22 protein-coding genes and 1 pseudogene are annotated in these 20,843 nt (G+C 62.4%); 17 read left to right on the plus strand and 6 right to left on the minus strand.

What is annotated here, in order from left to right; all coding sequences use genetic code 11:
* Positions 1–909: NADP-dependent oxidoreductase (locus AC1DTW_RS19950; RefSeq protein ID WP_477983126.1), on the plus strand; the 909-nt coding region annotated here is incomplete at its 5' end.
* A gap of 122 nt (positions 910–1,031) precedes the next feature.
* On the opposite strand, the gene AC1DTW_RS19955 is transcribed toward AC1DTW_RS19950, so the two are convergent.
* Positions 1,032–1,523, minus strand: coding sequence for a MarR family winged helix-turn-helix transcriptional regulator (locus tag AC1DTW_RS19955; protein WP_477983127.1), 492 nt, complete (start codon positions 1,521–1,523; stop codon positions 1,032–1,034).
* A 394-nt stretch (positions 1,524–1,917) separates the two neighbouring features.
* Entirely contained in the window at positions 1,918–2,616 is a 699-nt protein-coding gene (locus tag AC1DTW_RS19960) for a hypothetical protein (protein WP_477983128.1), read from the minus strand.
* Here AC1DTW_RS19960 and AC1DTW_RS19965 point away from each other — a divergent pair.
* Positions 2,593–2,793: a hypothetical protein gene (locus tag AC1DTW_RS19965; RefSeq protein WP_477983129.1), complete on the plus strand. Its 201-nt coding sequence runs from the start codon at positions 2,593–2,595 to the stop codon at positions 2,791–2,793. The genes AC1DTW_RS19960 and AC1DTW_RS19965 overlap by 24 nt on opposite strands.
* Positions 2,786–3,373, plus strand: a pseudogene (locus tag AC1DTW_RS19970) (tyrosine-type recombinase/integrase); the annotation flags it as partial. The gene AC1DTW_RS19965 and the pseudogene AC1DTW_RS19970, both read left to right, overlap by 8 nt.
* A gap of 176 nt (positions 3,374–3,549) precedes the next feature.
* On the opposite strand, the gene AC1DTW_RS19975 reads toward AC1DTW_RS19970, so the two are convergent.
* Both AC1DTW_RS19975 and AC1DTW_RS19980 read right to left on the minus strand, forming a co-directional pair.
* Entirely contained in the window at positions 3,550–4,320 is a 771-nt protein-coding gene (locus AC1DTW_RS19975; RefSeq protein WP_477983130.1) for a class II aldolase/adducin family protein, read from the minus strand.
* 80 nt (positions 4,321–4,400) lie between these two features.
* Positions 4,401–5,261: an IclR family transcriptional regulator gene (locus AC1DTW_RS19980; RefSeq protein ID WP_477983131.1), complete on the minus strand. Its 861-nt coding sequence runs from the start codon at positions 5,259–5,261 to the stop codon at positions 4,401–4,403.
* 331 nt (positions 5,262–5,592) lie between these two features.
* Between AC1DTW_RS19980 and AC1DTW_RS19985 the strand changes: the two genes are divergently transcribed.
* Positions 5,593–6,204 carry a nitroreductase family protein gene (locus AC1DTW_RS19985; RefSeq protein ID WP_477983132.1) on the plus strand — a complete coding sequence of 204 codons (612 nt, stop codon included), beginning with the start codon at positions 5,593–5,595 and terminating at the stop codon, positions 6,202–6,204.
* Here AC1DTW_RS19985 and AC1DTW_RS19990 read toward each other — a convergent pair.
* Together AC1DTW_RS19990 and AC1DTW_RS19995 are read right to left on the minus strand one after the other, a co-directional pair.
* Positions 6,201–7,460 (minus strand): NAD(P)/FAD-dependent oxidoreductase, encoded by a 1,260-nt coding sequence (locus AC1DTW_RS19990; RefSeq protein WP_477983133.1) that lies wholly within the window; start codon positions 7,458–7,460, stop codon positions 6,201–6,203. The genes AC1DTW_RS19985 and AC1DTW_RS19990 overlap by 4 nt on opposite strands.
* 7 nt (positions 7,461–7,467) lie before the next feature.
* Positions 7,468–8,841 (minus strand): dihydroorotase, encoded by a 1,374-nt coding sequence (locus tag AC1DTW_RS19995; protein WP_477983134.1) that lies wholly within the window; start codon positions 8,839–8,841, stop codon positions 7,468–7,470.
* Positions 8,842–9,005: 164 nt separating this feature from the next.
* On the opposite strand from AC1DTW_RS19995, the gene AC1DTW_RS20000 reads away from it, so the two are divergent.
* The 13 genes from AC1DTW_RS20000 to AC1DTW_RS20060 all read left to right on the plus strand — a co-directional run bounded on the left by AC1DTW_RS20000 (position 9,006) and on the right by AC1DTW_RS20060 (position 20,834).
* Positions 9,006–9,875, plus strand: a complete 870-nt coding sequence (locus AC1DTW_RS20000) for a carbon-nitrogen hydrolase family protein (protein WP_477983135.1) — start codon at positions 9,006–9,008, stop codon at positions 9,873–9,875.
* Positions 9,876–9,886: 11 nt separating this feature from the next.
* Positions 9,887–10,870, plus strand: coding sequence for an LLM class flavin-dependent oxidoreductase (locus AC1DTW_RS20005; RefSeq protein ID WP_477983136.1), 984 nt, complete (start codon positions 9,887–9,889; stop codon positions 10,868–10,870).
* Positions 10,871–10,877: 7 nt separating this feature from the next.
* Entirely contained in the window at positions 10,878–11,930 is a 1,053-nt protein-coding gene (locus tag AC1DTW_RS20010) for a CobW family GTP-binding protein (protein WP_477983137.1), read from the plus strand.
* Between the two features lie 12 nt (positions 11,931–11,942).
* Positions 11,943–12,641 carry an NADPH-dependent F420 reductase gene (npdG, locus tag AC1DTW_RS20015; RefSeq protein ID WP_477983138.1) on the plus strand — a complete coding sequence of 233 codons (699 nt, stop codon included), beginning with the start codon at positions 11,943–11,945 and terminating at the stop codon, positions 12,639–12,641.
* Between the two features lie 38 nt (positions 12,642–12,679).
* Entirely contained in the window at positions 12,680–13,030 is a 351-nt protein-coding gene (locus AC1DTW_RS20020) for a RidA family protein (protein ID WP_477983139.1), read from the plus strand.
* Between the two features lie 14 nt (positions 13,031–13,044).
* Positions 13,045–14,181 (plus strand): 7,8-didemethyl-8-hydroxy-5-deazariboflavin synthase CofG, encoded by a 1,137-nt coding sequence (gene cofG, locus AC1DTW_RS20025; protein ID WP_477983140.1) that lies wholly within the window; start codon positions 13,045–13,047, stop codon positions 14,179–14,181.
* 10 nt (positions 14,182–14,191) lie between these two features.
* On the plus strand, positions 14,192–15,460 hold the full coding sequence (gene cofH / locus AC1DTW_RS20030) for a 5-amino-6-(D-ribitylamino)uracil--L-tyrosine 4-hydroxyphenyl transferase CofH (protein ID WP_477983141.1): 1,269 nt from the start codon (positions 14,192–14,194) through the stop codon (positions 15,458–15,460).
* 7 nt (positions 15,461–15,467) lie between these two features.
* The gene (gene cofD / locus AC1DTW_RS20035; protein WP_477983142.1) at positions 15,468–16,427 is read left to right on the plus strand and encodes a 2-phospho-L-lactate transferase; all 960 of its coding nucleotides are present in this window, start codon (positions 15,468–15,470) and stop codon (positions 16,425–16,427) included.
* Positions 16,424–17,041 (plus strand): 2-phospho-L-lactate guanylyltransferase, encoded by a 618-nt coding sequence (cofC, locus tag AC1DTW_RS20040; RefSeq protein ID WP_477983143.1) that lies wholly within the window; start codon positions 16,424–16,426, stop codon positions 17,039–17,041. The genes cofD and cofC overlap by 4 nt, the downstream gene beginning before the upstream one ends.
* A gap of 3 nt (positions 17,042–17,044) precedes the next feature.
* Positions 17,045–17,812 (plus strand): coenzyme F420-0:L-glutamate ligase, encoded by a 768-nt coding sequence (cofE, locus tag AC1DTW_RS20045; protein ID WP_477983144.1) that lies wholly within the window; start codon positions 17,045–17,047, stop codon positions 17,810–17,812.
* A gap of 175 nt (positions 17,813–17,987) precedes the next feature.
* Positions 17,988–18,905, plus strand: coding sequence for an ABC transporter permease (locus AC1DTW_RS20050; RefSeq protein ID WP_477983145.1), 918 nt, complete (start codon positions 17,988–17,990; stop codon positions 18,903–18,905).
* 1 nt (position 18,906) lies between these two features.
* Entirely contained in the window at positions 18,907–19,722 is an 816-nt protein-coding gene (locus AC1DTW_RS20055) for an ABC transporter permease (RefSeq protein ID WP_477983146.1), read from the plus strand.
* 38 nt (positions 19,723–19,760) lie between these two features.
* Positions 19,761–20,834 (plus strand): extracellular solute-binding protein, encoded by a 1,074-nt coding sequence (locus AC1DTW_RS20060; protein ID WP_477983147.1) that lies wholly within the window; start codon positions 19,761–19,763, stop codon positions 20,832–20,834.
* Positions 20,835–20,843 lie beyond the last annotated feature (9 nt).

Genomic DNA, 20,843 nt, shown 5'->3' on the forward strand with positions numbered 1-20,843 from the left:
CCGACCATGAAAGCTGCTCGTCTCCACTCGTACGGCGATGTCGATCAATTCGCGATGGATGAAGTGCCCATTCCCAAGCCGGGTGCCGGCGAGGTGCTGATCAAGATCGAAGCCTCTGCGGTCAACCCCTTCGATCTGATGGTCCGCCAGGGCTACATGGCCCAGTTGATTCCCTTGGATCTCCCTGCCGTGCTGGGTGGCGACGCTGCCGGCGTCGTGGTGGACATGGGAAGTGACGTGAGCGGCTTCTCGATCGGCGATCGGGTGATCGCCGACTTCGCCCTCAATGGCAAGGGCGCCTATGCTGAATTTGGCGTGGTACCTGCGACGGCCATTGCCAAGCTTCCGGCCAATCTCAGCTTCGAGCAGGGCGCCGCGCTGCCCAAAGCCGGGCTGACCGGGCGCCAGACGGTCGATGCGTTGGGCGTTGGCGCGGGTGCCCGTGTGCTGATTTCCGGGGGCCTCGGTGCGGTCGGTCGYGCCGCGATCCARTATCTGCAGGAAATCGGCGCCAAGCCGGTGGCCGGTGTCCGGCCCGAACGAATCGGAGAAGCGCGCCAACTGGCTGGCGACGCGCTCGACATCACCGCGCCGCCGGTGGGCGCCACGTTCGACTACGCGATCAGCGCGTCGGCCCCGGTGGCGTTGCAACTGATCCGCCATGTGCGGGACGGTGGGCAAGTGGCCAGCATCGTTCCGGTGCCCGAGGGCGCGAACACGGGAAATCGCGTGCGCATTCACGAGCTCTACCACCGCGCCGATGCGGCCACGCTCCAAGCAGTGGCCAACGCCGCTGCGCGTGGCGCATTGGTCATCCCGATCGCCAAGACATTCCGGCTGGAGCAGGTCGGCGCTGCCCACGCGGCAGTGGCCGCCGGCAGCCGCGGCAAGGTCGTGCTGAAGCACTGAACCCTGATGCAACGACCTCGATCCTTTCAGGCGGGCCGCGCAACCAGCCGTTCCACCCGGCCATGACGGTCAAGGTGCTGGCCCCACGGGCTCGCCGCGGCGGACAACGGCCGTTCCAGCGCTCAGCCCTGCTTGGGCGGCATATAGCGGCCCAATGCCTGCTTCGTGTTGCGCAGGGCCTCCGCGCCGATCGTCGTGGCGACCTCGGTCTCGGCCCGGTGCACGGCGCGGCGGAAGTCGTCGAGCCAGTTCAGCCCCTTGGGCGTGAAGTACACGAGCCGCGCTCGTCCGTCCGCCGGATCGGGTCGACGCGCCACCAGTCCCAGCGCCTCAAGCTGCTCGACGAGTTCACTCATCGACTGCTTGGTCATGGCCGCACGGCTCGCCATGTCGGTCAGCCGCGTCCCTTGGAGGTCAAGATGACGGGTGGCATTGATGTGGGTCAGGGTGACCTCCGTGTGCCCCGCTGCCGTCAGCAGGTCGATGACACGTGCTTCGAAGCGGCGCAGCGCATTGCTGAGCAGGCGTCCAAAGTTGGATTGGCGCCAGCGGTCGTCGCGACCAGGCGGTCGAGTCGAAGTGGGCGACGCCTGTGGGGACGTTTCGCGGCTCATCGTCGAGAATCCGGGATCAACGGGAGCCCCCAACCGCGGCTGGAAGCACGTGCGCAGCACCGACCATGCGCGGCACTCCGCCGCCGATTCCCTCGGCCGCTTCGGCCCAGAGCAAGGCCTTGAGGACGACCCGCCGGAAGGGGCGCGGGCTCGCACGCCGGCGAGTACCTGAACGGACACGGGCGGCGCGAATCCGACATCCCAATGCGACGGCTCGCACGCGACAGGCGCCGATGGCACCGCCGCTGGACGCCGCGAACTCCCGCGTCCAGACTCCCTGTCGCGGCGGCCGCGCGCCTCTGGCCTGGCGAAGGGACGTCGCTTTTGGACGGGGCTTCGGCATCCAACGAACCTTGCTGCACCTGGAAGACGACGCCTCGGCGCTCGCCCGCAGTCATGTCTCTCGAGCCCGCAACTCGTCGAGGACACGCTTCATCCGAACGGGCCCCGAGTCGACGCTCATCAGCACCGGCTGGCGCGTCAGCAGTTCCTCGATCCCCAGCATCTCCTGCATCGCCTCCATCATCGGTGCGTCCTGGTTCTGGAATGCGTGGCTGCGCAGCCGCGAAATCTCGGCTTCGATCGCTGCATCCTCGGCCTTGGCCGGCTTGCGCACGATGCCGACGTGATAGTGTGTGCTCGAGTCGGTCTCCGGCGCGAGGATGTGAATGCCCTTGTAGCCAGCGCCCTCCTCGGGGCGGTCGCCCGGGGCGTGGCAACCCACATCGAGAAGAAAGCACGCCGGCGGGTCCCATCGCATCTTGTTCCAGAAGTCGACGTTGCGACCATCGCGGCGAAACAGCATGTCGAAGACCATCGGCACCGGCGCATTGCGAGACCACCTTTCGCAGGTGATCGTCCGCCCGGACTGCGCGACCTGGATATCGGCGTCCGCGTGCTGGGGAACGGCGATGAGCCCAGCGTGCAGGAACGAGGCGTGAACTCGGAGGAACGCCGGCGGCCCGGGTGCAACGCTCTGGCGTTGGTGATGGCTCGCCTCGTGCTGCTGGCTTTGATCCGCGAGCACGTCGTCAATGAAGGGGCTGCCAGGGCCAGCTGGATGCGCGGCATGGGCGACCGGTCCATCGGCCATGCGCTGGTCTTGATGCACGATCGCTTCAACGAGGCCTGGAGCCTGGCGTCGCTGGCCAAGACCTCAGGGCTGTCCCGCACGGTCTTCGCACAGCGTTTTGCCGGGCTGGTTGGGCAGCCGCCGATGGCGTACTTGACGTCGGTTCGGTTGCATGCCGATCACCCGAGCGGCGCTTGAACTCGCGCCCCTCGTCTTCGTCCGCCCGGGCGAGTTGCGCAAAGCGGAGTGGATCGAGTTCGATCTCGATCCCGCGGAGTGGCGTATCCCGGCTGCGCGCATGAAGCGAACCAAACAGGAGAAGCTGAGCGGCACAGCGCACGTCGTTCCGCTGTCTCGACAGGCCCTTGCGATCCTGCGCGAGCTACAGCCACTGACTGGTCATGGCCGGTATTTGTTCCCGAGCCCTCGCACCGGCGAACGGCCGATGAGCGACAACGGCGTACTCTCGGCGTTGCGACGCATGGGCTTCCCGAGCGACGAAATGACGGGCCACGGATTCCGGGCGATGGCGCGCACGCTCCTGGCCGAGCGATTGAATGTGGATGAGGCCGTGATCGAGGCGCAGCTCGCGCACGCCGTGAAGGATTCGCTGGGTCGCGCCTACAACCGGACCGAGTTCCTCGAGCAGCGCCGCAAGATGCTGCAGACGTGGGCTGACTACCTCGACAGGCTGCGCACCGGTGCCGAGATCATTCCGATCAAGCGCAGTCGAATCCGCAGCGCTGTACGAACGCCGACAATCGTCAGAATGCGATGAATGACGGGAAAGGGAAGTGCAGCGAAAGGAGCCGGTCCCTCAATCATTGATTCGCGCTAGCGAGAACGTTGCTCGCGAGCTGCTTTTTCGGCAGCACCGCGTCGCTCACGCGTCGTGTCTTCAGAACCAACTTACCGCGGCGATGTATGCATGGGATCGACGCCGCCCCTAAACATTCAATCCTTGAACGACGGATCGATCTTCTCCATGAGCCGCAGCATCGCTGCCAATGTCAGCTCTCCGTTGTCGCCGTCGAGCACCTGCGCGTGATGGCGAGCGACATCTGCCGGGACCCGGCGAATGGGCACATTCATCGCGTGCGCCGCCGTTTGAACCTGGCATGCCGTCTCCAGCCAATACAGACGCTGGAACGCGCGTGCGAGCGTCTCACCGCACGTCAAAAGCCCATGATTGCGCAGGACCAGGTAGTTGTTGGCTCCCAAGCTCTTGATCAGCGCATCTGAGTCCGACTCGTCGGCATGAACGCCCGCGAAGTCGTGGTAGCCCACGCGACCGAAAGCCGCAGACCCAGCGAAGTCGACAGGTAGCACCTCTGTCTCCGTCGCGGCCAAGGCCATGCCGGCGGTGGTGTGCGTATGCATCACGCAATGCGCATCGGCCCGGGCCAGATGGATTGCGCTGTGGATGAAGAATCCCGCCGGATTCACGGGATGCTCGCTCGGCTCGACGATCTTCGCGTTCGAGTCGATCTTCACGAGATTGGAAGCGGTGACCTCGTCGAATCGCAAGCCGAACGGGTTGATCAGGAAGTGCTTGTCCGGACCTGGAACGCGGACCGTGATGTGTCCGAAGATCAGGTAGTCCCAGCCCAGATGGGCAAAGAGCCTGTAAGTGCCTGCGAGCTTGACCCTGAGTTCATGTTCGGAGTCTTCCGAAGCCCTTCGGCTCAATTCCGCGAGCGACATCACCTTCCCGAATTCGGCCACACTCACCTCCTAGATTGATCGAAATGCGATACAAAGGTATCGTAATTCTGGGCAGGATTTGCAAGCTCTCTTTCAAAAGCTTAGTTTTTTGGAAAGCCCATTGCGGCAGATATGTCTGCTGCTACGGCAACAGTCACCGGCATCAACTTGTCGCGCACCTTGCTTGTGCTCCATCGGGACGTGGGCACCGCAATGTTCACTGCGCCAATGACACGACCTGCGAAATTAAAGATCGGCGCTGCAATCGAGATGTCGCCCACGAAGGCCTCCTGATTGCTGATGAAATAGCCATCGCGACGGATACCTGCCAGCGTGCCGAGAATTTTGTTCTTGTCAGTGATGGTGTAAGGCGTATAGGCCTTGATGTCCGACTTTTCAAGGACCCAGCGGCTTTCGGCGTCCTCGAGAAATGCCAGGATCACTCGTCCTGGCGCAGTGCAGAACGCCGGCAGCTTGGATCCGATCGATAGTTCGACGCTGATGTCATGGAATCCCTGATAGCGCATGAGGTACAGGACGCTGAGCCTGTCCAGCACGGTGAGGTTGACCGTCTCTTCTGTCTTCAGATTGGCCGCGCGAAGAAAGTGCGACGCTCTCTCGCGCAGGCCGTCGACGCCCAAGTACGATTGCGCGAGATCGAGGACGCGTGCAGTGATCGAATACGCCTTTGTTTCCTTGTCCTGCCGTATGTACCCCAGCGCCGAAAGAGTGTGCAGGAAGCGCTGTGCCGCGCTCTTGCCCATCCCGCTGACCTTCACCACCTCGGACAGGCCCAAGGGAGTTGGGGCAGCACTGAGAACGCGGAGTACTTCAAAAGCCTTTTCGACCGACCCGACGAAGAGCCCGCTGTCAAACTTCGCGTTTCGCTCGGCCGATGCGGCCAGTTCTTCGTCATCTAGGACGTCGAGGTCGTCTTGTGCTGTCCCGGCTGTCGTCCGCATGGCTACTGCTCCTATGGATAGATCCGTGTTTGACTCATCCAGTATATCGCCATAAGATTAAACATTATCGCCATTCGGTACAAGACATGCCCACCACACGCGCAGCCGGTCCTGTCCACATTTTCGTGTCGACGATTGAGTCGGAGGCGACGATACAGCCTCCGAAGCGGGAACTCGTCTTGAGCCCGTTTCCGGGGGCGACCTGCATCGTCGAGGTTGCCTCAGGCCCCGAGCCCTTTCACTGGTCCGCGGCGGTGCCGTTTGTTGCCGCAGCCGTCTGCGCATTCGTCTTGCTGGTCTCAGGGGCATCCTTCGCTTAGCTGGCGGGGCCATGGAACCGCATTCGTTCCTGCGCTCGCGCCGGTCCGTTCGCACGTTCGGCGCTCATGCCGTAACCGACGAGACACTGGAACGCATCCTCACTTCAGCCACGGCTGCGCCGTCAGCCCATAACCGTCAACCTTGGCGTTTCCTCGTACTGGCCGAACGAGCGGACAAGCTCCTCATCGCGGACGCCATGGGAGCGAGACTGCGTGAGGACCGCCTTGCTGACGGCGATGCGCTTGAAGCGGTAGAAGCCGACGTCTCGCGCTCGAAGAGCCGCATCGCGAATGCACCAGTCGTCATCTTTGTGTTCATGACGATGGAAGAAATGGACTCCTATCGGGATTCCAGGCGCCAGGCTGCAGAGCGAACAATGGCGATACAGGGAACCGCCATGGCCATGCAGAACCTGCTCCTGGCGGCGCATGCTGAAGGACTGGGCGCATGCCTGATGTGTGCGCCTCTCTTCTGTCCAGACGTGATCGCACAGACACTGGAAACGCCGAAAGAGTGGGAGGCCCAGGCGATCATCACCGTTGGATTCGCCGAAACCGTCCGCGAGAAGAAGCCGCGAAAGCCGCTTGCGCAAGTCATGCGCAAGAGGCCATCTTCACCCTAGAAGCGCGTAGGGCTGTACGGTGTCAGATCAATCGACGGGACCTTGTTGAGGATCAGGTCGGTGACGACGCGGGACGTCATGGGGGCACACGTGATGCCCAGGTGACCGTGACCGAAGGCATAGACGACCGAAGGGAATTTCGTCGCGTGACCCAGCACCGGCAATGAGTCCGGCATGCACGGCCGGTTGCCCATCCAGTCGCTGTACTTCGTCGTGCTCAGCGTCGGGAAGAGGGCCTTGCTGTGGTGCAGAAGCGCCTCGACACGGCGTCGGCTCGCCGGCGCGTCAGGGCTGCCGAACTCCACGGTGCCCGCGACTCTCAGGCCATCCTCCATCGGCGTCGCGAAGCACTTCGCCTCGGATGCGACGACGGTGCGCTTGATCTGGATGCCCGACTGCGGAAAGCTGACGTGATAGCCACGTTGCGATTCGAGCGGAAGCGAATCTCCCAATTGCGCAGCCAGGGATTGCGACCACACGCCGGCAGCAATGACGATGGAATCGGGCTCGACAACTCCGCCATCGCAAAGAATCCCGATCGACTGGTCGGCCCTCACATCCAAGCCTTTCACGTTCCACTCCTTCACGACACCACCAGCGGCCACGAACGACTCCGCGAGTCGCCGAACCAAGCGCGAAGGGTTCACGATCATCCCTTCGTCGGGAAGGTAGATGCCGTGGGTGAACTGTGGACCCACAAAGGGCTCGAGCTCGTGGATCTCGCGGCCCGAGACTTCCTCAACCGACACGCCACGGGCGCGGCGCAGTGCCCAGCCGCCGGCGTCCTTCTGCATGGCCTTCTCGCTGGAGTAAACCTGAAGCTGGCCGCTGGCTTCAAACAGCGATGGTGCGTCGATCTGGTGGATGACTTCGCGGTAGATTGCGATCGACGGCGCTGTGAGGGCCTTCAGTGCGTGGGAGATGGCCTCGACACGTTCCGGGGTGGAGGCCTTCAGGAAACGCACGAGCCACGGCAGTACTTGCAACGCGTGGTCCGTGCGTATGTGCAAAGGTCCGTCAGGATCGATCATCCATCCCGGAACCTGCTTCCACATGCCAGGCATGCCGAGCGGAACCACGGATCCCGCGCTGACGCTACCCGCGTTGCCGGTCGAACAACCGCGGCCGAACAGTTCGCGCTCGATGAGGGTCACGCGCAGTCCGGCACGGAGCAGCGCCCATGCCGAAAGAGTGCCCACGATTCCGCCGCCGATGACCGCGACATGACGCACTGCGCCAGTGTTTCTCAATGCCATGGTGTTCTTAGTTGTTGCGCACGTGCGAGTGGCGCGCGAGATAGCGACCGTGACCTTGGCGCCCCACGAGCGTGCCGTCCTTCATGACGGTTTCACCTCTGACGATCGTCCGCACAGGCCAACCTTTGAGGGTCCAGCCGTCGTACAAGTTGTAATCAGCGAAGGAGACGAAGTCTTTGGCCCGAACCTCTCTTTCCTTGGCCAGGTCGACCACTGTCAGGTCGGCATCGAAGCCGACTTCAATGTTGCCCTTCGACGCGCCGAGCCCGAAGATGCGCGCAGGCTCAGAGCACAGCAACTGGGCGACGCGCTGCAGGCTGAGGCGCCCCTTGTGGTAACCCTCGCTCAGCAGGACCTGCAAGATCGTTGGCGTGGCAGGGAAGCCCTGCGAGGACTGCCAGATGTCCTTTTCCTTCGTGGCGCGCTTGCGAGCAACGTGATCGGCGCCCACGACCTGAATGGTGCCGTCCGCGATCGCTTCCCATACCGCTTCCACGTCATCGGCGGTTTTCAGCGGCGGATTCGCCTTGCCGAGACTGCCGATGTCGGAGTCCATGGTATGGGTGAGGTACTGCGGACAGGTCTCTGCATGTACGAGATTCGAGCGCAGCCGGGCCGCGCGGATTTCTTCAAGCGCCAGCCGGCACGTCACGTGCACGAAGTAGATCGGGCAGTTCGTCTGGCGAGCGACGTAAATGGCCTTGACGGTATCCAACGCCTCGTTGATCGTGGGCTTCGACTCGCTCCAGGCACGCAGCGAGTTCTTGCCCTCGCGCTGCAGCTTCGCCCGTGTGCGGCGAACGATCTCGATGTTCTCCGGATGAATCGAGAGCACGGCCTGCGGATAGCGCGCCACCGCCTCCATCAGGTCCAGCATGTAGCCTTCGTCCGCACCGGTCAAGCCGAGGTAGATGCCTTCATCTGTCTTGAAGTTGGTGAAGTACTTGAACGACGTGACGCCGAACTCCTCCACGTACTTCGGCACCTCAGCCAGATGCTCTTCCTTGGCCATTCCGAAGTGGTAGCCGAAGTCGATGTACGACTGGCTTTCGCCCAAGGCCTTCTGCTTCGGAAAAGTCTCGGAGTAGGGGACGCTGTTGAGCAGGTAGCCCACGACTGAAGTGAAGCCACCTTGGGCGGCCGCTCCTGTTTCTGTCGCGTATTCGTCATCGCTTCCCGCGATCCCGAAGTGCATGTGGGCGTCGATGAGGCCGGGAAAGACATGCTTGCCACGGGCATCGATCGTTTCACGCCCCACTGCGCCCGAGCCAGGCTCCAGAATGGCCGAAATCTTGCCCGCCGTGATGCCGATGTCGGCTTTGCGCTCACCCTTGTCGGGGAAAACGAGGGTTCCTCCTTGCAGAACGGAGTCGAATGGCATAGCTAGTCTCCAGGTTTTGCGTCGATCTGGTTCACCGTGGTGGAAATCCCTTGACCATTTCAAAGAATCGACATACGATAAAAATGTATCTTATGCAGATACGCCGAAGCCGTCAAGCCAAATGTGTGAACCGCCCGGCAACCCCCTTTTTTAGCGAGGAAGCAATGAGCAGAAAACTGATCGTCGGGTCCGCCCAGACCGGTTCCGTCGAATCCGAGGACATGGCCTCGATGGTCCCGGTGGCCATTTCCATGATCGAGCAGGCAGCCAAGCAGGGCGTCAACATCCTGACGTTCTGCGAGCTGTTCATGTCGCCGTTCTTCCCCAACCGCCTTGTCGAGAAGAACGATCACTTCTTTGTGCGGCGTGATTCGGAAATCCTGATGAACATCCGCAAGGCGGCCAAGGATCTCGAGGTCGCGCTGGTCCTGCCGTTCGGTGAACATGCCGACACCGGCATGTACAACTCGGCGATGATCTGCGACAGCAAGGGCAAGCTGATGGGTGTCTATCGCAAGACCCACATCCCGGCCTATTTCCCGAACGAGAAGGCCGGCGGTACGGGCAGCTTCGAAAAGTTTTACTTCACGCCGGGCAATGACCTTCCCGTCTTCGACGTGGACGGCGTCAAGATCGGCGTGCAGATCTGCAACGACCGCCTCTACCCCGAGCCTTCACGCGTGCTCGCCATGCGCGGCGCCGAGATCATCTTCATGCCGATCGCGTACTCGGTGTACAGCGATCCCGAGCATCGCAACTCCATGTGGCCGCTGGCCATGCGTGGCCGCGCGCTGGAGAACGGCGTGTACGTCGTCGCATCCAACAAGGTGGGCACCGAAGGCGTTCGCCAGCACTTGGGCCGCAGCATGATCGTGGACCCGAAGGGAACGATCCTCAAGGAAGCCAACAACAAGGAAGCTGAGTTGATCGTCCAGGAGATCGATCTCGCCGATGTGAGTGGCCAGCGCAAAAAGTTTCCCTGGTGGCGTGATCGCCGCCCGGATCTGTACGGCATTCTCAGCAGCGGCGAGTAAAGGGGTAAATCATGAAATACAGCGTCGGCACATATCCGAACGTCAGCGCCCAGGAAATGGTCGCGACTGGTGTTCTCGCGGACCAGTTGGGCTTCCACACCATGTGGGTGCCGGACTCCCACTTGCTGTGGCGCGAAGCCTATGTCTTGCTCGGCGCCATCGCCAGCCAGACCAAGCGAATTCGCCTGGCCACCGCCGTGACGAACCCCATGACGAGGCACCTGACCGTCACATCGAGCGCGTTCTCGACGCTTGACGAACTGAGTGGCGGGCGCGCGACGCTGGGCATCAGCGTCGGCGACAGCGCGCTGAAGACGATGGGTCTGCAAATCTCCACCGTCGACAACTTTGAAGCGTCGCTCAAGATGATCCAGGCGCTTCTGCAAGGTGAAACGGTGGATGTGCCTGGCGGCGACACGGCAACGATCAGCCATGCAAAGAACCGCAAGGTGCCGATCTATGTCGCCTCTACCGGTCCACGGATGTTGAAGCTCGCCGGTCGATTGGCCGACGGCGTCGTTCTGATGAACGGTGTCGCGCCCGACCTGCTGCAGGCGGCGATCGACAAAGTGCATGAGGGCGCGCGAGAGGTGAATCGCGATCCCGCGGAAATCAAAGTCGTGGTCTGGGCGGCCGCTCATGCGAATGACGAGAACCCGCGGGAGTCGCTGAACGCGGTGAAGTACAACATCGCGCGCGCGATCCTGCGCGGCATGCCGGGTGAGATCGACGAGCTCACGCGGGTCACCGCGGAGAAGGTGAAGGCAGCGTACAACTACGCGCAGCATGGAAGCGCCGAAGCCGACTTCGCTTCACTGATCCCGGATGAACTGGTGCCACGGTACGCGTTCGCCGGAACGGGCGCGGACATCAAGAAGCAGGCGCAGCGTCTGGAGGGCATGGGGATCGACGAGATCGCATTTGCAGTGCCCGATGCATCCAGCTTCCGCTCGCGCGACGAAGTTATCGAGACGATCGCCGCCAACGTCCTGTAGTCCTCAGATGAACACCGCTGATTTCCCGAGCATGACGCCTGTGACGGTCCTGACCGGCTTTCTCGGCAGCGGCAAGACGACGCTGCTCAACGCGCTGTTGCGCGACGAGCGGCTGCGCGATACGGCGGTGATCATCAACGAGTTCGGCGAAGTCGGGCTGGACCACCTTCTCGTTTCTCAGGCGGACGAGAATGTTGTTCTGCTCGATTCCGGTTGCCTGTGCTGCACCATCGGGAACGGATTGAGCGAAACACTGGAAACGTTGTTTCGGCAACGGCAGGAAAAGTCAATTCCTCCGTTCAAGCGAGTGGTGGTCGAGACGACCGGGCTCGCCGATCCATTTCCCCTGCTGAAGGTCGTTCTGGCCGATTACTTCGTGTCGAAGCACTTCGCGATCAACGGCGTGTTGACCACCGCCGATGCGCTGCATGGGTTGGGACAGCTGAGTGAGCATCGCGAAGCGAGAAACCAGGTCGCGGTTGCGTCACACGTGGCAATCACCAAGGCCGATGTTGCCGACGCAGCTCGCGTCGAAGAGATGGGGGAAGCGGTTGCACAGCTCAATGGTGCCGCATCGATGTCCCTTTCTTATGCAGGAGCGTCGGAGGGTCGAGTCGGAGCGGAGATCATCGAGTTTCTGACACGCACTCCCGAGCGCGATCTGTTTACACCCGCCGTGGCGCCCAACCATCGCGCGCACGAGCACGACGAGCATTGCGAGCACCACGATGATTCGCATGGCGCGGGGCACTTCCATCACGACGAACGCATCGAATCGTTCGTATTCAGGTGGTCCGAAGGGGTGACTTGGCAGAACTATGCCGGCTGGCTGGAAAGGCTCGGCCAACTGCCCGCGTCGGACCTGATGCGCGTGAAGGGCCTCTTGCAGCTGGACGGGTCGGGACCGCCGTACGTTGTGCAGGGAGTCCAGCACACATTTTCCAAACCCGTCCGGATGTCCGCCTGGCCGACGCAGGACCAGCAAAGCTGGCTGGTCGTCATCGCCCGCGGTATCCGACGTGCCTCCCTCGAGGCCATCTTTCATCCAGGAGCGGCCTGAGCCGACGACATCATGAATTCAAATTCCGACACCACCATCGCCATCCTCGGCGGGACCGGCCCTCAGGGCCAGGGGCTCGCGCTTCGCTTTGCACTCGCGGGCGTGAGCGTCGCGCTGGGCTCGCGGGAGGGCGAACGCGCCGCCGCGATCGCCGATGAGCTGAACAAAAAGCTGGAAGGCCGCACAGCCACTCCCATCCGGGGCTGCGACAACTTGAGCGCGGTCGAGGCCGCGGAGAAATTCGTGTTGCTCGCGGTTCCCTACTCAGGCCACGATGCGACGCTGGACGCCATCAAGAGCCGCCTCGCCGGGAAGGTCCTGGTCGACCTGGTGGTTCCGCTCGCGCAAGGAAATCCCCGCGCCGTTGCGATGCCCAAGGAAGGATCCGCCACGGAAGCGGCGCAGGCGCTGCTGGGAAGCGACATCAAGGTCGTGGGGGCCTTGCACAACGTGTCGGCGCACACGTTGAATGCGCTTGAAGAAAACATCAACTGCGACGTCCTCGCTTGCGGCGACGACGTCGAAGTGACCGACGCAGTCGTCGAACTGATCAAGCGGCTGGGTGTCGATTCATACAACTGCGGCCCCGCGCTGAACGCCCGGTGCATCGAGGCCATCACGCCGATCCTGATCCGCCTCAACATCAGCAAGAAGGTGCCGTTCAGCCATGCGGGTCTGCGCATCTGGGCACCTGGCCGGCCCGCCGCATAAGCCGCACAAGCCGCACACCTACCTCGGTGGAAAAACCAATGAGCATTCAACGAATCAATGTAGGCGCGCGCTTGTCCGGCGTGGCCGTGTACAACAAGGTCGCCTACTTCAGTGGCCAGGTACCCGGTGACCCCGAGCAGGACATCACGGGCCAGACCCGCCAGGTTCTCGCCGAGGTTGACCGGTTGCTGGCGCTGGTGGGGAGCGACAAGACGCGCATCCTGCAGTGCCAGATCTTCCTGACCGACATCGCCCTGATCGGCGCGATGAACGAGGTCTGGGACGCGTGGGTTGTGCAGGGTCACACGCCGCCGCGGGCGACGGTGCAGGCACAGCTCGCGAACCCGAAATGGAAGGTCGAGATCCTACTGTCCGCGGCTGCGGACTGAAGAAAGCACGCCCCATGAGCGCCGCGTCCTTTTCTGAACTGCAAGCCGTCGAAGGCACCGAGCTCGAGCAGTTGTTCGTCCAGGCGAGGGCCAAGCGCAATGCGTACTGGGGTGCTGTCGCAACCTACTCGCGCAAGGTGTTCATCCCCTTGACGAACCTGTGCCGCGACAGCTGTGGCTACTGTACGTTCGTGAAGCAGCCCGGTGAGCCGGGCGCGGGGTACCTGGAGCCCGACGAGGTCCTGCGTATTGCCATGCGGGGCGAGGAGCTGGGATGCAAGGAAGCGCTATTCTCGCTCGGCGAGAAGCCCGAGTTGCGCTATCCGCAGGCGAACGAAATGCTTGCACGCCTGGGCTATCGAACCACCATCGACTACGTCGTGGCGATGTGCGCGCTTGTCTTGTCCAAGACCTCCCTGGTCCCGCACGTCAACGCAGGGACCATGGGCACGAAGGACCTGGACCGGGTGAAGGAAGTGTGCGGTAGCGCAGGCCTGATGCTCGAAAACGTGAGTCGCAGGTTGATGGGGAAGGGCATGCCGCACTACGCCTGTCCCGACAAGGTGCCGCTGCAGCGGCTTCGCACGCTGGAAGTCGCGGGCCAGGCGTCGGTTCCCATGACCACGGGCATCCTGATCGGCATCGGCGAAACGTGGGAAGAGCGCATCGACAGCCTGCGAAGCATCGCCGAGATACACCAGAGGCACGGCCACATCCAGGAAGTGATTGTCCAGAACTTCCGCGCGAAGTCGGGCACGGCCATGGCGCGGCACCGCGAGCCGGACATGACGGACATGCTTCGCACCCTTGTGATCGCCCGCCTGCTGCTCCCGGTCGAGGTGTCCCTGCAGGCGCCGCCGAACCTGAATGAGGAGTTCGAGCGCTACCTGGATGCCGGCATCAACGATTGGGGCGGTGTGTCGCCCCTCACTGCCGACCACATCAATCCGGAATGTGCCTGGCCGGCCGTCGACGAAATCGCGTTTCGCACGAAACAGCGGGGCATGACGCTGGTGGAGCGGTTGACGACATACCCGCTTTACCTCCGGCAACCAGACCGTTTCCTGCGCCCGGTCCCTCTCATGGCGCTTCGCAACCTGGCGCGGGGCGACGGCTATGCAGCCAGGCAGGTTCACGCTGCTACAGCCTAAAGGAATTCACATGACAAGCGACCAGCCGTTCATGCCTTCGGAACTTCAGGCGACTTCGATTGAATCGCTGCTGGCTAGCAGCACACGCGAGATCCGCGAGCTACTCCACGGCGTGCTCAGCGGTCGTGAGCTGACGCGCGACGAAGGGGAGATTCTGTTCAAGGCTTCCTCGAGTGACCTCCCGGCCATCGTCCGCGCAGCAGACATCGTCCGTGAACAACGGGTGGGATCGAAGGCCAGCTTCGCCATCGTCCGGAACATCAACTTCACGAACGTCTGCTACATGGGATGCCGATTTTGTGGTTTTGCCAAGCGCAAGGAAGACCCGGACGCGGTCTGGCACAGCATGGACGAAGTCGCGCATCGCGCGCAGGTGGCGTGGGACAGAGGCGCCACCGAGGTATGCATGCAGGGCGGGCTGCACCCGGACTTGCCGCCGACTTACTACCGCGACCTCCTGACTGCGGTGAAGCGACAGGTACCGCGTGTGCACGTACACGCGTTCTCGCCTTTCGAGATCTGGTTTGGCGCGCACAAGCGCAAGATGTCCACACGCGATTTCCTCCTGGAGCTGAAGGAGGCGGGGCTGGGTTCGATGCCCGGCACGGCCGCTGAAATCCTGGATGTCGAGGTGCGCCGCAAGCTCACTCGCAACAAGCTGACGACCGAGGCCTGGGTTGAAACAATTCGCGCGGCGCACTCGATCGGGCTTCGAAGCACGTCGACGATCATGTTCGGTCACATCGACGGTCCGTCTCACTGGGCGGCGCACATTGACCTGCTTCGCTCCATCCAGAAGGACACGGGTGGCTTCACGGAGTTCGTTCCGCTGAGCTTCGTGCATGCGGAGTCGCCGCTGTATGTGGATCGCGCCATTCCGGGTGTGCGCGCAGGCGCCACGCGCGAAGAAAATTTCAAGATGCACGCCATCGCCAGGCTGATGCTCGCCGGGTGGATCGACAACATCCAGGTCTCGTGGGTGAAGCTGGGCGCACAGATGGCGGCGGAGATGCTGCACGCCGGTGTCAATGACCTGGGCGGCACGCTGATGGACGAATCGATTTCACGGTCCGCGGGTGCCGACTTCGGCGAGGAGTTGACGCCGCCCGAAATGGTCAAGCTGATCCGTCACGCGGGCCGCACGCCGGTGCGCAGAAGTACGCTGTACGACACGCTCGAAGAATTCAGCGATCACGATCCTGTCGATCTCGGCACACTGAAGCCGCGTCCCCATGATCCGATCCGATTTCTCCGCCGCGAACATGCGGCCGCAGCTTGAGCCCGGTATGAAAGTCGCAGTCATCGCCGGCGGTGTGGGCGGCGCCCGCATGGCGCTCGGGTTTGCAGGGATCATCCCACCGCAGGATCTCAGCGTCATCGTGAACGTCGGTGATGACGAACGGTTCCATGGTTTGTACGTCTGCCCGGACCTGGACACGGTGCTCTACACACTCTCCGGCGTCGTTGACCGCTCGCAGGGTTGGGGTGTTGCCGGCGATGAAACGAAGGCGCTCGAAGTTCTCCGCAAGCTTGAATCACCTGGCTCGTGGATGAAGCTGGGTGATGCCGATCTGGGCTTGCACATCTACCGCAGCTCACGGCTTGCACAAGGCGCGTCGCTGACTTCGGTCATGCAAGAGGTCAGTCGGGGCTTCGGCCTTCGTTGCGAGCTTCTGCCAGCCTCCGACAATGAATGCCCGACGGAAGTTGAGACGGCTGCAGGGCTCCTGCGGTTTCAGGAGTGGTTTGTTCGCGATCGGGCGGGCCCGAGCGTGAAGGCTTTGCGCTTCGACGCGGCGCGTCGGGCCAAGATCACGGACCGCGTGCGAGAGGCGCTCATGTCGGCGGGCCTCGTTGTGTTCGCACCTTCGAACCCGTATCTCTCCATCCGGCCGGTGCTGGAGATTGCAGGCATGAGCGACACGCTGCGGCAATCGCCCGCGCTCAAGGTAGCGGTGTCGCCGCTCATTGGTGGACGTGCCATCAAAGGGCCACTGGTGCAGTTGATGGAAGACCTTGGAGTCGACTCATCGAACGCGGGCATCGCAGCCAGCTATTCATCGATCGCAGACATCCTTGTCATCGACGAGGGCGACTCCGCGAACTCAGCCGATCTGGCGCGCAAGGGTGCCATGCAGGTCGTGGCGCTTCCGACGCTGATTCCAGATGCAACGCGCGCCGAGGCATTGGCTAGGCAGATTATCGAGTTCGCGCGTGGCCAGCGTGCCGTGGGAGTCGCACCGTGAAGACCGTCGTCGCGATTCCGATGAAGGACGCCGCTGAGTCGAAGACGCGGCTCGCGAGCGCCATGTCAGCCGTACAACGAGAACGAATGGCCCTGGCGCTGTTCAGGAGAGCGCAGACGTTTTTCGCGGTTCAGTTTCCTGAGTTCGAACGCCTGGTCGTCACGCCGTCGCCGCGTATCGCCGCGATGGCCACGGACTCTGGCGCCCTGTCCTTGATGGAGCTGGGCCCTTGCGGCTTGAACCACGCGGCGGGCTCCGCGTTCCGTTGGGCCAAGGAGCATGGCTTCGACCGGCTCCTGATCGTCCCTGCCGACATTCCCGTCTGGCTGCGGGCCGAAGTCGACGAGCTGTTTGAAGAAGGGCGAAGGCATTCCCTTGTGATCGCACGCGCGCACGATGGCGGCACCAATGCGCTGCTGATCGACCTGACGCAGGCGGACCACTTTGATTTCCGCTTCGGCCCCGATTCGGCGAGCCGCCATGGGCAGGCCGCTGCGGATACAGCACTGCGCTCCACGACGCGCACCTGGCCCTTCTTGAGTCATGACATCGACACAGTGGATGATTGCCTGGTCCTGAGCCAAGAACTCTCCTCACTGATCGACGCGGGGTAGCCCGTGCGCATCGAATTCTTCGCGATCCCCGGCATCCCCGAGATCCTTCCGGGCGACGACGTTGGTGCGATCCTGGCTCGGGCAGCGCAAGCCGCAGGCGAAAAGTTGCTCGACGCGGACATCATCCTTGTTGCACAGAAGATCGTCTCCAAGAGCGAGGGACGATTTCGTACTTTGTCCGAGATCGTTCCCTCCGCGGAGGCCCTGGACATTTCGGCGCGGTGCGGCAAGGACCCCCGGAAAGTGCAGGCGATCCTGGATGAAAGCTCCGCAATTCTCAGGGTGTCGGCGGCGCCGCCGGACGGGATTGTCATCGCGCGCCATAAGAGCGGCTGGGTCGCGGCGAATGCCGGCATCGACGAGTCGAACCTCGGTTCGGCCGAGGGCCAGCTGTTGCTGCTTCCGGTCGACCCGGATGTGAGTGCGGTGCGGATTGCCGACGGCATCTTGCGACTCTCGGGGCAACGTCCCGGCGTGATCGTGACCGACACATTCGGGCGCCCTTGGCGCAAGGGTTTGGTCAACGTCGCGTTGGGAACCTCCGAAGTTCCTCCCATCATCAACTGGGTGGGCAAATCAGATGCGTACGGAAGACGCTTGGCAGTCTCCGAGCAGGCATTCGCGGATGAACTGGCTGCAGTCTCCGGTTTGTTGATGGTGAAGGACGCGTCGACACCTGCTGTCGTCGTCCGTGGACTGCAGTGGATGCGCGCTGAATCTGCGACTTGCCGGGACTACGTCCGGCCGGCCGAACAAGACCTTTTCAAGTAGCCGCACGGCCCCGAGAAGGTGCAAGGCCGCTCTGGGAAGGCGCGCCGCGACGCGATCCGCCCGTTCAGACGCGGATACGAGGGCAAACCACTAGGCATAGATCTTGCGAACGGCGTTGCCCAATCTTATGAATCGCAATACAATAAAAAAATATCGCAAATGAAGGAAATTCCCCGTGCGTCAAGTCGATGATTCCCGGCCCTGGCGGCTGATTCTGATAGCCCCGTTGGTGGTGTCGCTGCTCCTATTCGCGATTCCCCAGTACTTCTTTATCAGCACCAGCTTCCACCAGAATCTGGGGTACGGCAAGTTCGGCGACGCCTTCACGCTCGTCAACTACCAACGCATCTTCACCGACTCGCTCTACCTTTCCGCGCTGGGCAGGACGCTCGCACTGTCCGCAATTACGGCAGTGGTGTGCCTGGTCCTCGGCTTTCCGGTGGCTTACGTCCTTGCACGCGCGCAGTCGAAGTGGGTGTCCCTCCTTCTTGGCTTGCTCGTCGCAGCGACGTTCATCACGCCCGTGGTGAAGGACCTGGGGTTGATCATTCTTTTGAGCCAGGGCGGCCTGCTGAACGCCACCCTCGGCGTGCTGGGGATCATTTCCGCGCCGGTGCGCTGGCTTGGCTCGGAAGCAGGTGTCGTGATCGGCCTTGCCCACTACACCCTGCCGCTGATCGTCCTGTTGCTGCACACGGTCATCCAGACCGTTCCTCGCAGCCTTGAGGATGCTGCCCACGCGCACGGCGCTTCGCGCCTGCGCGTCTTCTACGGCGTGATCATCCCGATCATCATGCCCGGCCTGGTGGCCGCCGCGCTGATGGTGTTCAACCTCGCCGCTGGCGCGTTCACGACGCCGGCGCTGTTGGGCGGCGGGCGCGTGCTGACGTTCTCCATCCTGATCCAGCGTGCCGTCATTCTCGATGTGGACTATCCATTCGCAGCAGCGCTATCGAGCATCCTGCTTCTCTTCGTTTTCACGCTCAACCTCCTTTCTGGCTACTTCATGGTCAAGCAGGTGGGCGGACGAGCAACGAAGAAGAAGGCGGCTCGCGCATCCGAGGCCCCCGCACTTGCAATGAGAGGAGCCTGACATGCGCGCGGCAGAAGTTCGCAAATGGTCCGCTTTCGCCCTCGTCGCGTTGGTGTATCTCTACCTGATAGCGCCCGTGCTCGTGGTGGCAGGAGCGTCGCTCGACCAGACTTCCATGTTCGCAGCGCAGTTTCCGCCCAAGACGATCGGCCTGCGCTGGTACCTCGAGATTCCGGAAAAGTATGTCCATGCGCTGGCAATCAGTGCAACCGCCGCCGGTATCGCCTCGATCATCTCGGGCGTGCTCGGGACGCTCGCGGCCCTGGGCATTGTGCGCGGCAAGATTCCCGGCACGGAATTCCTGCGGGCGCTGTTTCGCGCACCGTTGCAAATCCCCTTCGTCGTCACCGGCGTGGTGTTCCTGCAGTTCTATTACGGCTTCCAGGTCATGACCGGTGCCGAGTTGGCCGCGACATTGCCTGGACTGATCATTGCGTATGTCTTTGTCGGCACACCCTACACGGTGAACACCGTTGGTGCTGTGCTCGAGCGGCTCAACCCGCGGCTTGATGAAGCCGCCGCGATTCTTGGCGCCAGCCGGTGGGAAACCTTCTGGCAGATCACCTTTCCCCTGATCCGTCCGGGCGTGATGGCGGGTGTCCTGTACGCATTCATCATCGCGTTTGGCGACGTGCCGCTATCGATCTTCCTGTCGTCGCCTGAGTACATGACCCTGCCGGTCATCATCTTCCAGACGCTTCAGTTCGACTTCGCACCGACCGTGCTCTCCATCTCGACCCTGATCGCGATCATGTCCGTCATTTCCCTCTGGCTCATCCAACGCTTCGTGGGTCTCGACCTGGTCGCGAAGCGTTGAGTTTCCTTCCTCCCTTCACCTTGATTGAAAGGTCTCTCATGAACAACAGCATCACCAAAATTGCAGTGCATGCCGTCGCAGCTGCAGCGCTCACACTGTCTGCGGCGTCAGCTCTTGCCCAGGCCAAGCCCTTTGAAGGCGTCACCTTGCGTGTGGGAACGTACGGCGGACCGTGGGGCGATGCCGTCAAGAGCAACGTGGGCGCGAAGCTCGAGGCCATGGGCGCGAAGGTGGAGTACGTGATCGGCAATCCCGCCGAGAACTTCGCCAAGATCGTGGCCGCCCGCGGCCGCGCCGTGCCGATCGACGTGATGGAAATCGGACCTGCGGAACGCCTGGCGATGAGCCGCAACGGCTTCCTCGAAGAGTTGCCCGCTGCCAAGATCCCGAACCTGTCGAAGGTCTCCGTGCAGATCATGGACAAGACGGCGATCGCTCACCAGATGGTGGAGAACGGCGTGCTGATCCGCACCGACAAATTCAAGGCGGAGAACCTGCCCATCCCGAAGCGCTTCGAAGATCTTCAGGACCCCAGGTTCGCCAATCGCATCGCGTTTCCCGACGTGACGAACCCGCAGCATTGGCCGGTCGTGACCGCCATGTCGTCAGTGGCGGGCGGCAACGAAACCACTCCCGAGAAGGGTTTCGAGCAGGCCATGCGCATGAAGCCGCTGTACTACTACTCGGCTGCGACCGAGCTCGTGCAGAAATTCACTATGGGTGATGTGATCGCGGCGCCATGGCATGCAGGCATGGCAGTGCGCCTGCACAACGCCGGCCAGGCAGTGGACTTCATCCATCCCCAGATCGGCAACAAGCGTGGCGAGGTGGAGTACAACTTCCTGGGGATTGTCAAGGGTTCGAAGAACGTTGATGCCGCCGCGGCGTTCATCAATGCCTTCCTGGACACCCAGGTGCAAGCTGACTTCGCAAAGCCCATGGGCGTGGTGCCGGTGAATCGCGAATCGCGGGCAATGCTGCAGAAGGACCCGGTCATGAACCGCTTCATGCTGCTGAGCGATGCGGATCTGGCCAACGCGTTCTCCATGGACTGGACCAAGGTCGATGTCGAGAAGTGGCGTGCCACGTGGGCGCGTACGGTTTCGAAGTAAGGAGCAGTC

It is taken from the genome of Rhizobacter sp. P5_A1 (assembly GCF_056400745.1).

Coding starts and splice junctions, on each gene's coding strand:
- AC1DTW_RS19955 (WP_477983127.1), bottom strand. CDS start 1,523: ATGAGCCGCGAAACGTCCCCACAGGCGTCGCCCACTTCGACTCGACCG.
- AC1DTW_RS19965 (WP_477983129.1), top strand. CDS start 2,593: ATGGGCGACCGGTCCATCGGCCATGCGCTGGTCTTGATGCACGATCGC.
- AC1DTW_RS19960 (WP_477983128.1), bottom strand. CDS start 2,616: ATGGCCGATGGACCGGTCGCCCATGCCGCGCATCCAGCTGGCCCTGGC.
- AC1DTW_RS19980 (WP_477983131.1), bottom strand. CDS start 5,261: ATGCGGACGACAGCCGGGACAGCACAAGACGACCTCGACGTCCTAGAT.
- AC1DTW_RS19985 (WP_477983132.1), top strand. CDS start 5,593: ATGGAACCGCATTCGTTCCTGCGCTCGCGCCGGTCCGTTCGCACGTTC.
- AC1DTW_RS19990 (WP_477983133.1), bottom strand. CDS start 7,460: ATGGCATTGAGAAACACTGGCGCAGTGCGTCATGTCGCGGTCATCGGC.
- AC1DTW_RS19995 (WP_477983134.1), bottom strand. CDS start 8,841: ATGCCATTCGACTCCGTTCTGCAAGGAGGAACCCTCGTTTTCCCCGAC.
- AC1DTW_RS20000 (WP_477983135.1), top strand. CDS start 9,006: ATGAGCAGAAAACTGATCGTCGGGTCCGCCCAGACCGGTTCCGTCGAA.
- AC1DTW_RS20005 (WP_477983136.1), top strand. CDS start 9,887: ATGAAATACAGCGTCGGCACATATCCGAACGTCAGCGCCCAGGAAATG.
- AC1DTW_RS20010 (WP_477983137.1), top strand. CDS start 10,878: ATGAACACCGCTGATTTCCCGAGCATGACGCCTGTGACGGTCCTGACC.
- npdG (WP_477983138.1), top strand. CDS start 11,943: ATGAATTCAAATTCCGACACCACCATCGCCATCCTCGGCGGGACCGGC.
- AC1DTW_RS20020 (WP_477983139.1), top strand. CDS start 12,680: ATGAGCATTCAACGAATCAATGTAGGCGCGCGCTTGTCCGGCGTGGCC.
- cofG (WP_477983140.1), top strand. CDS start 13,045: ATGAGCGCCGCGTCCTTTTCTGAACTGCAAGCCGTCGAAGGCACCGAG.
- cofH (WP_477983141.1), top strand. CDS start 14,192: ATGACAAGCGACCAGCCGTTCATGCCTTCGGAACTTCAGGCGACTTCG.
- cofD (WP_477983142.1), top strand. CDS start 15,468: ATGAAAGTCGCAGTCATCGCCGGCGGTGTGGGCGGCGCCCGCATGGCG.
- AC1DTW_RS20055 (WP_477983146.1), top strand. CDS start 18,907: ATGCGCGCGGCAGAAGTTCGCAAATGGTCCGCTTTCGCCCTCGTCGCG.
- AC1DTW_RS20060 (WP_477983147.1), top strand. CDS start 19,761: ATGAACAACAGCATCACCAAAATTGCAGTGCATGCCGTCGCAGCTGCA.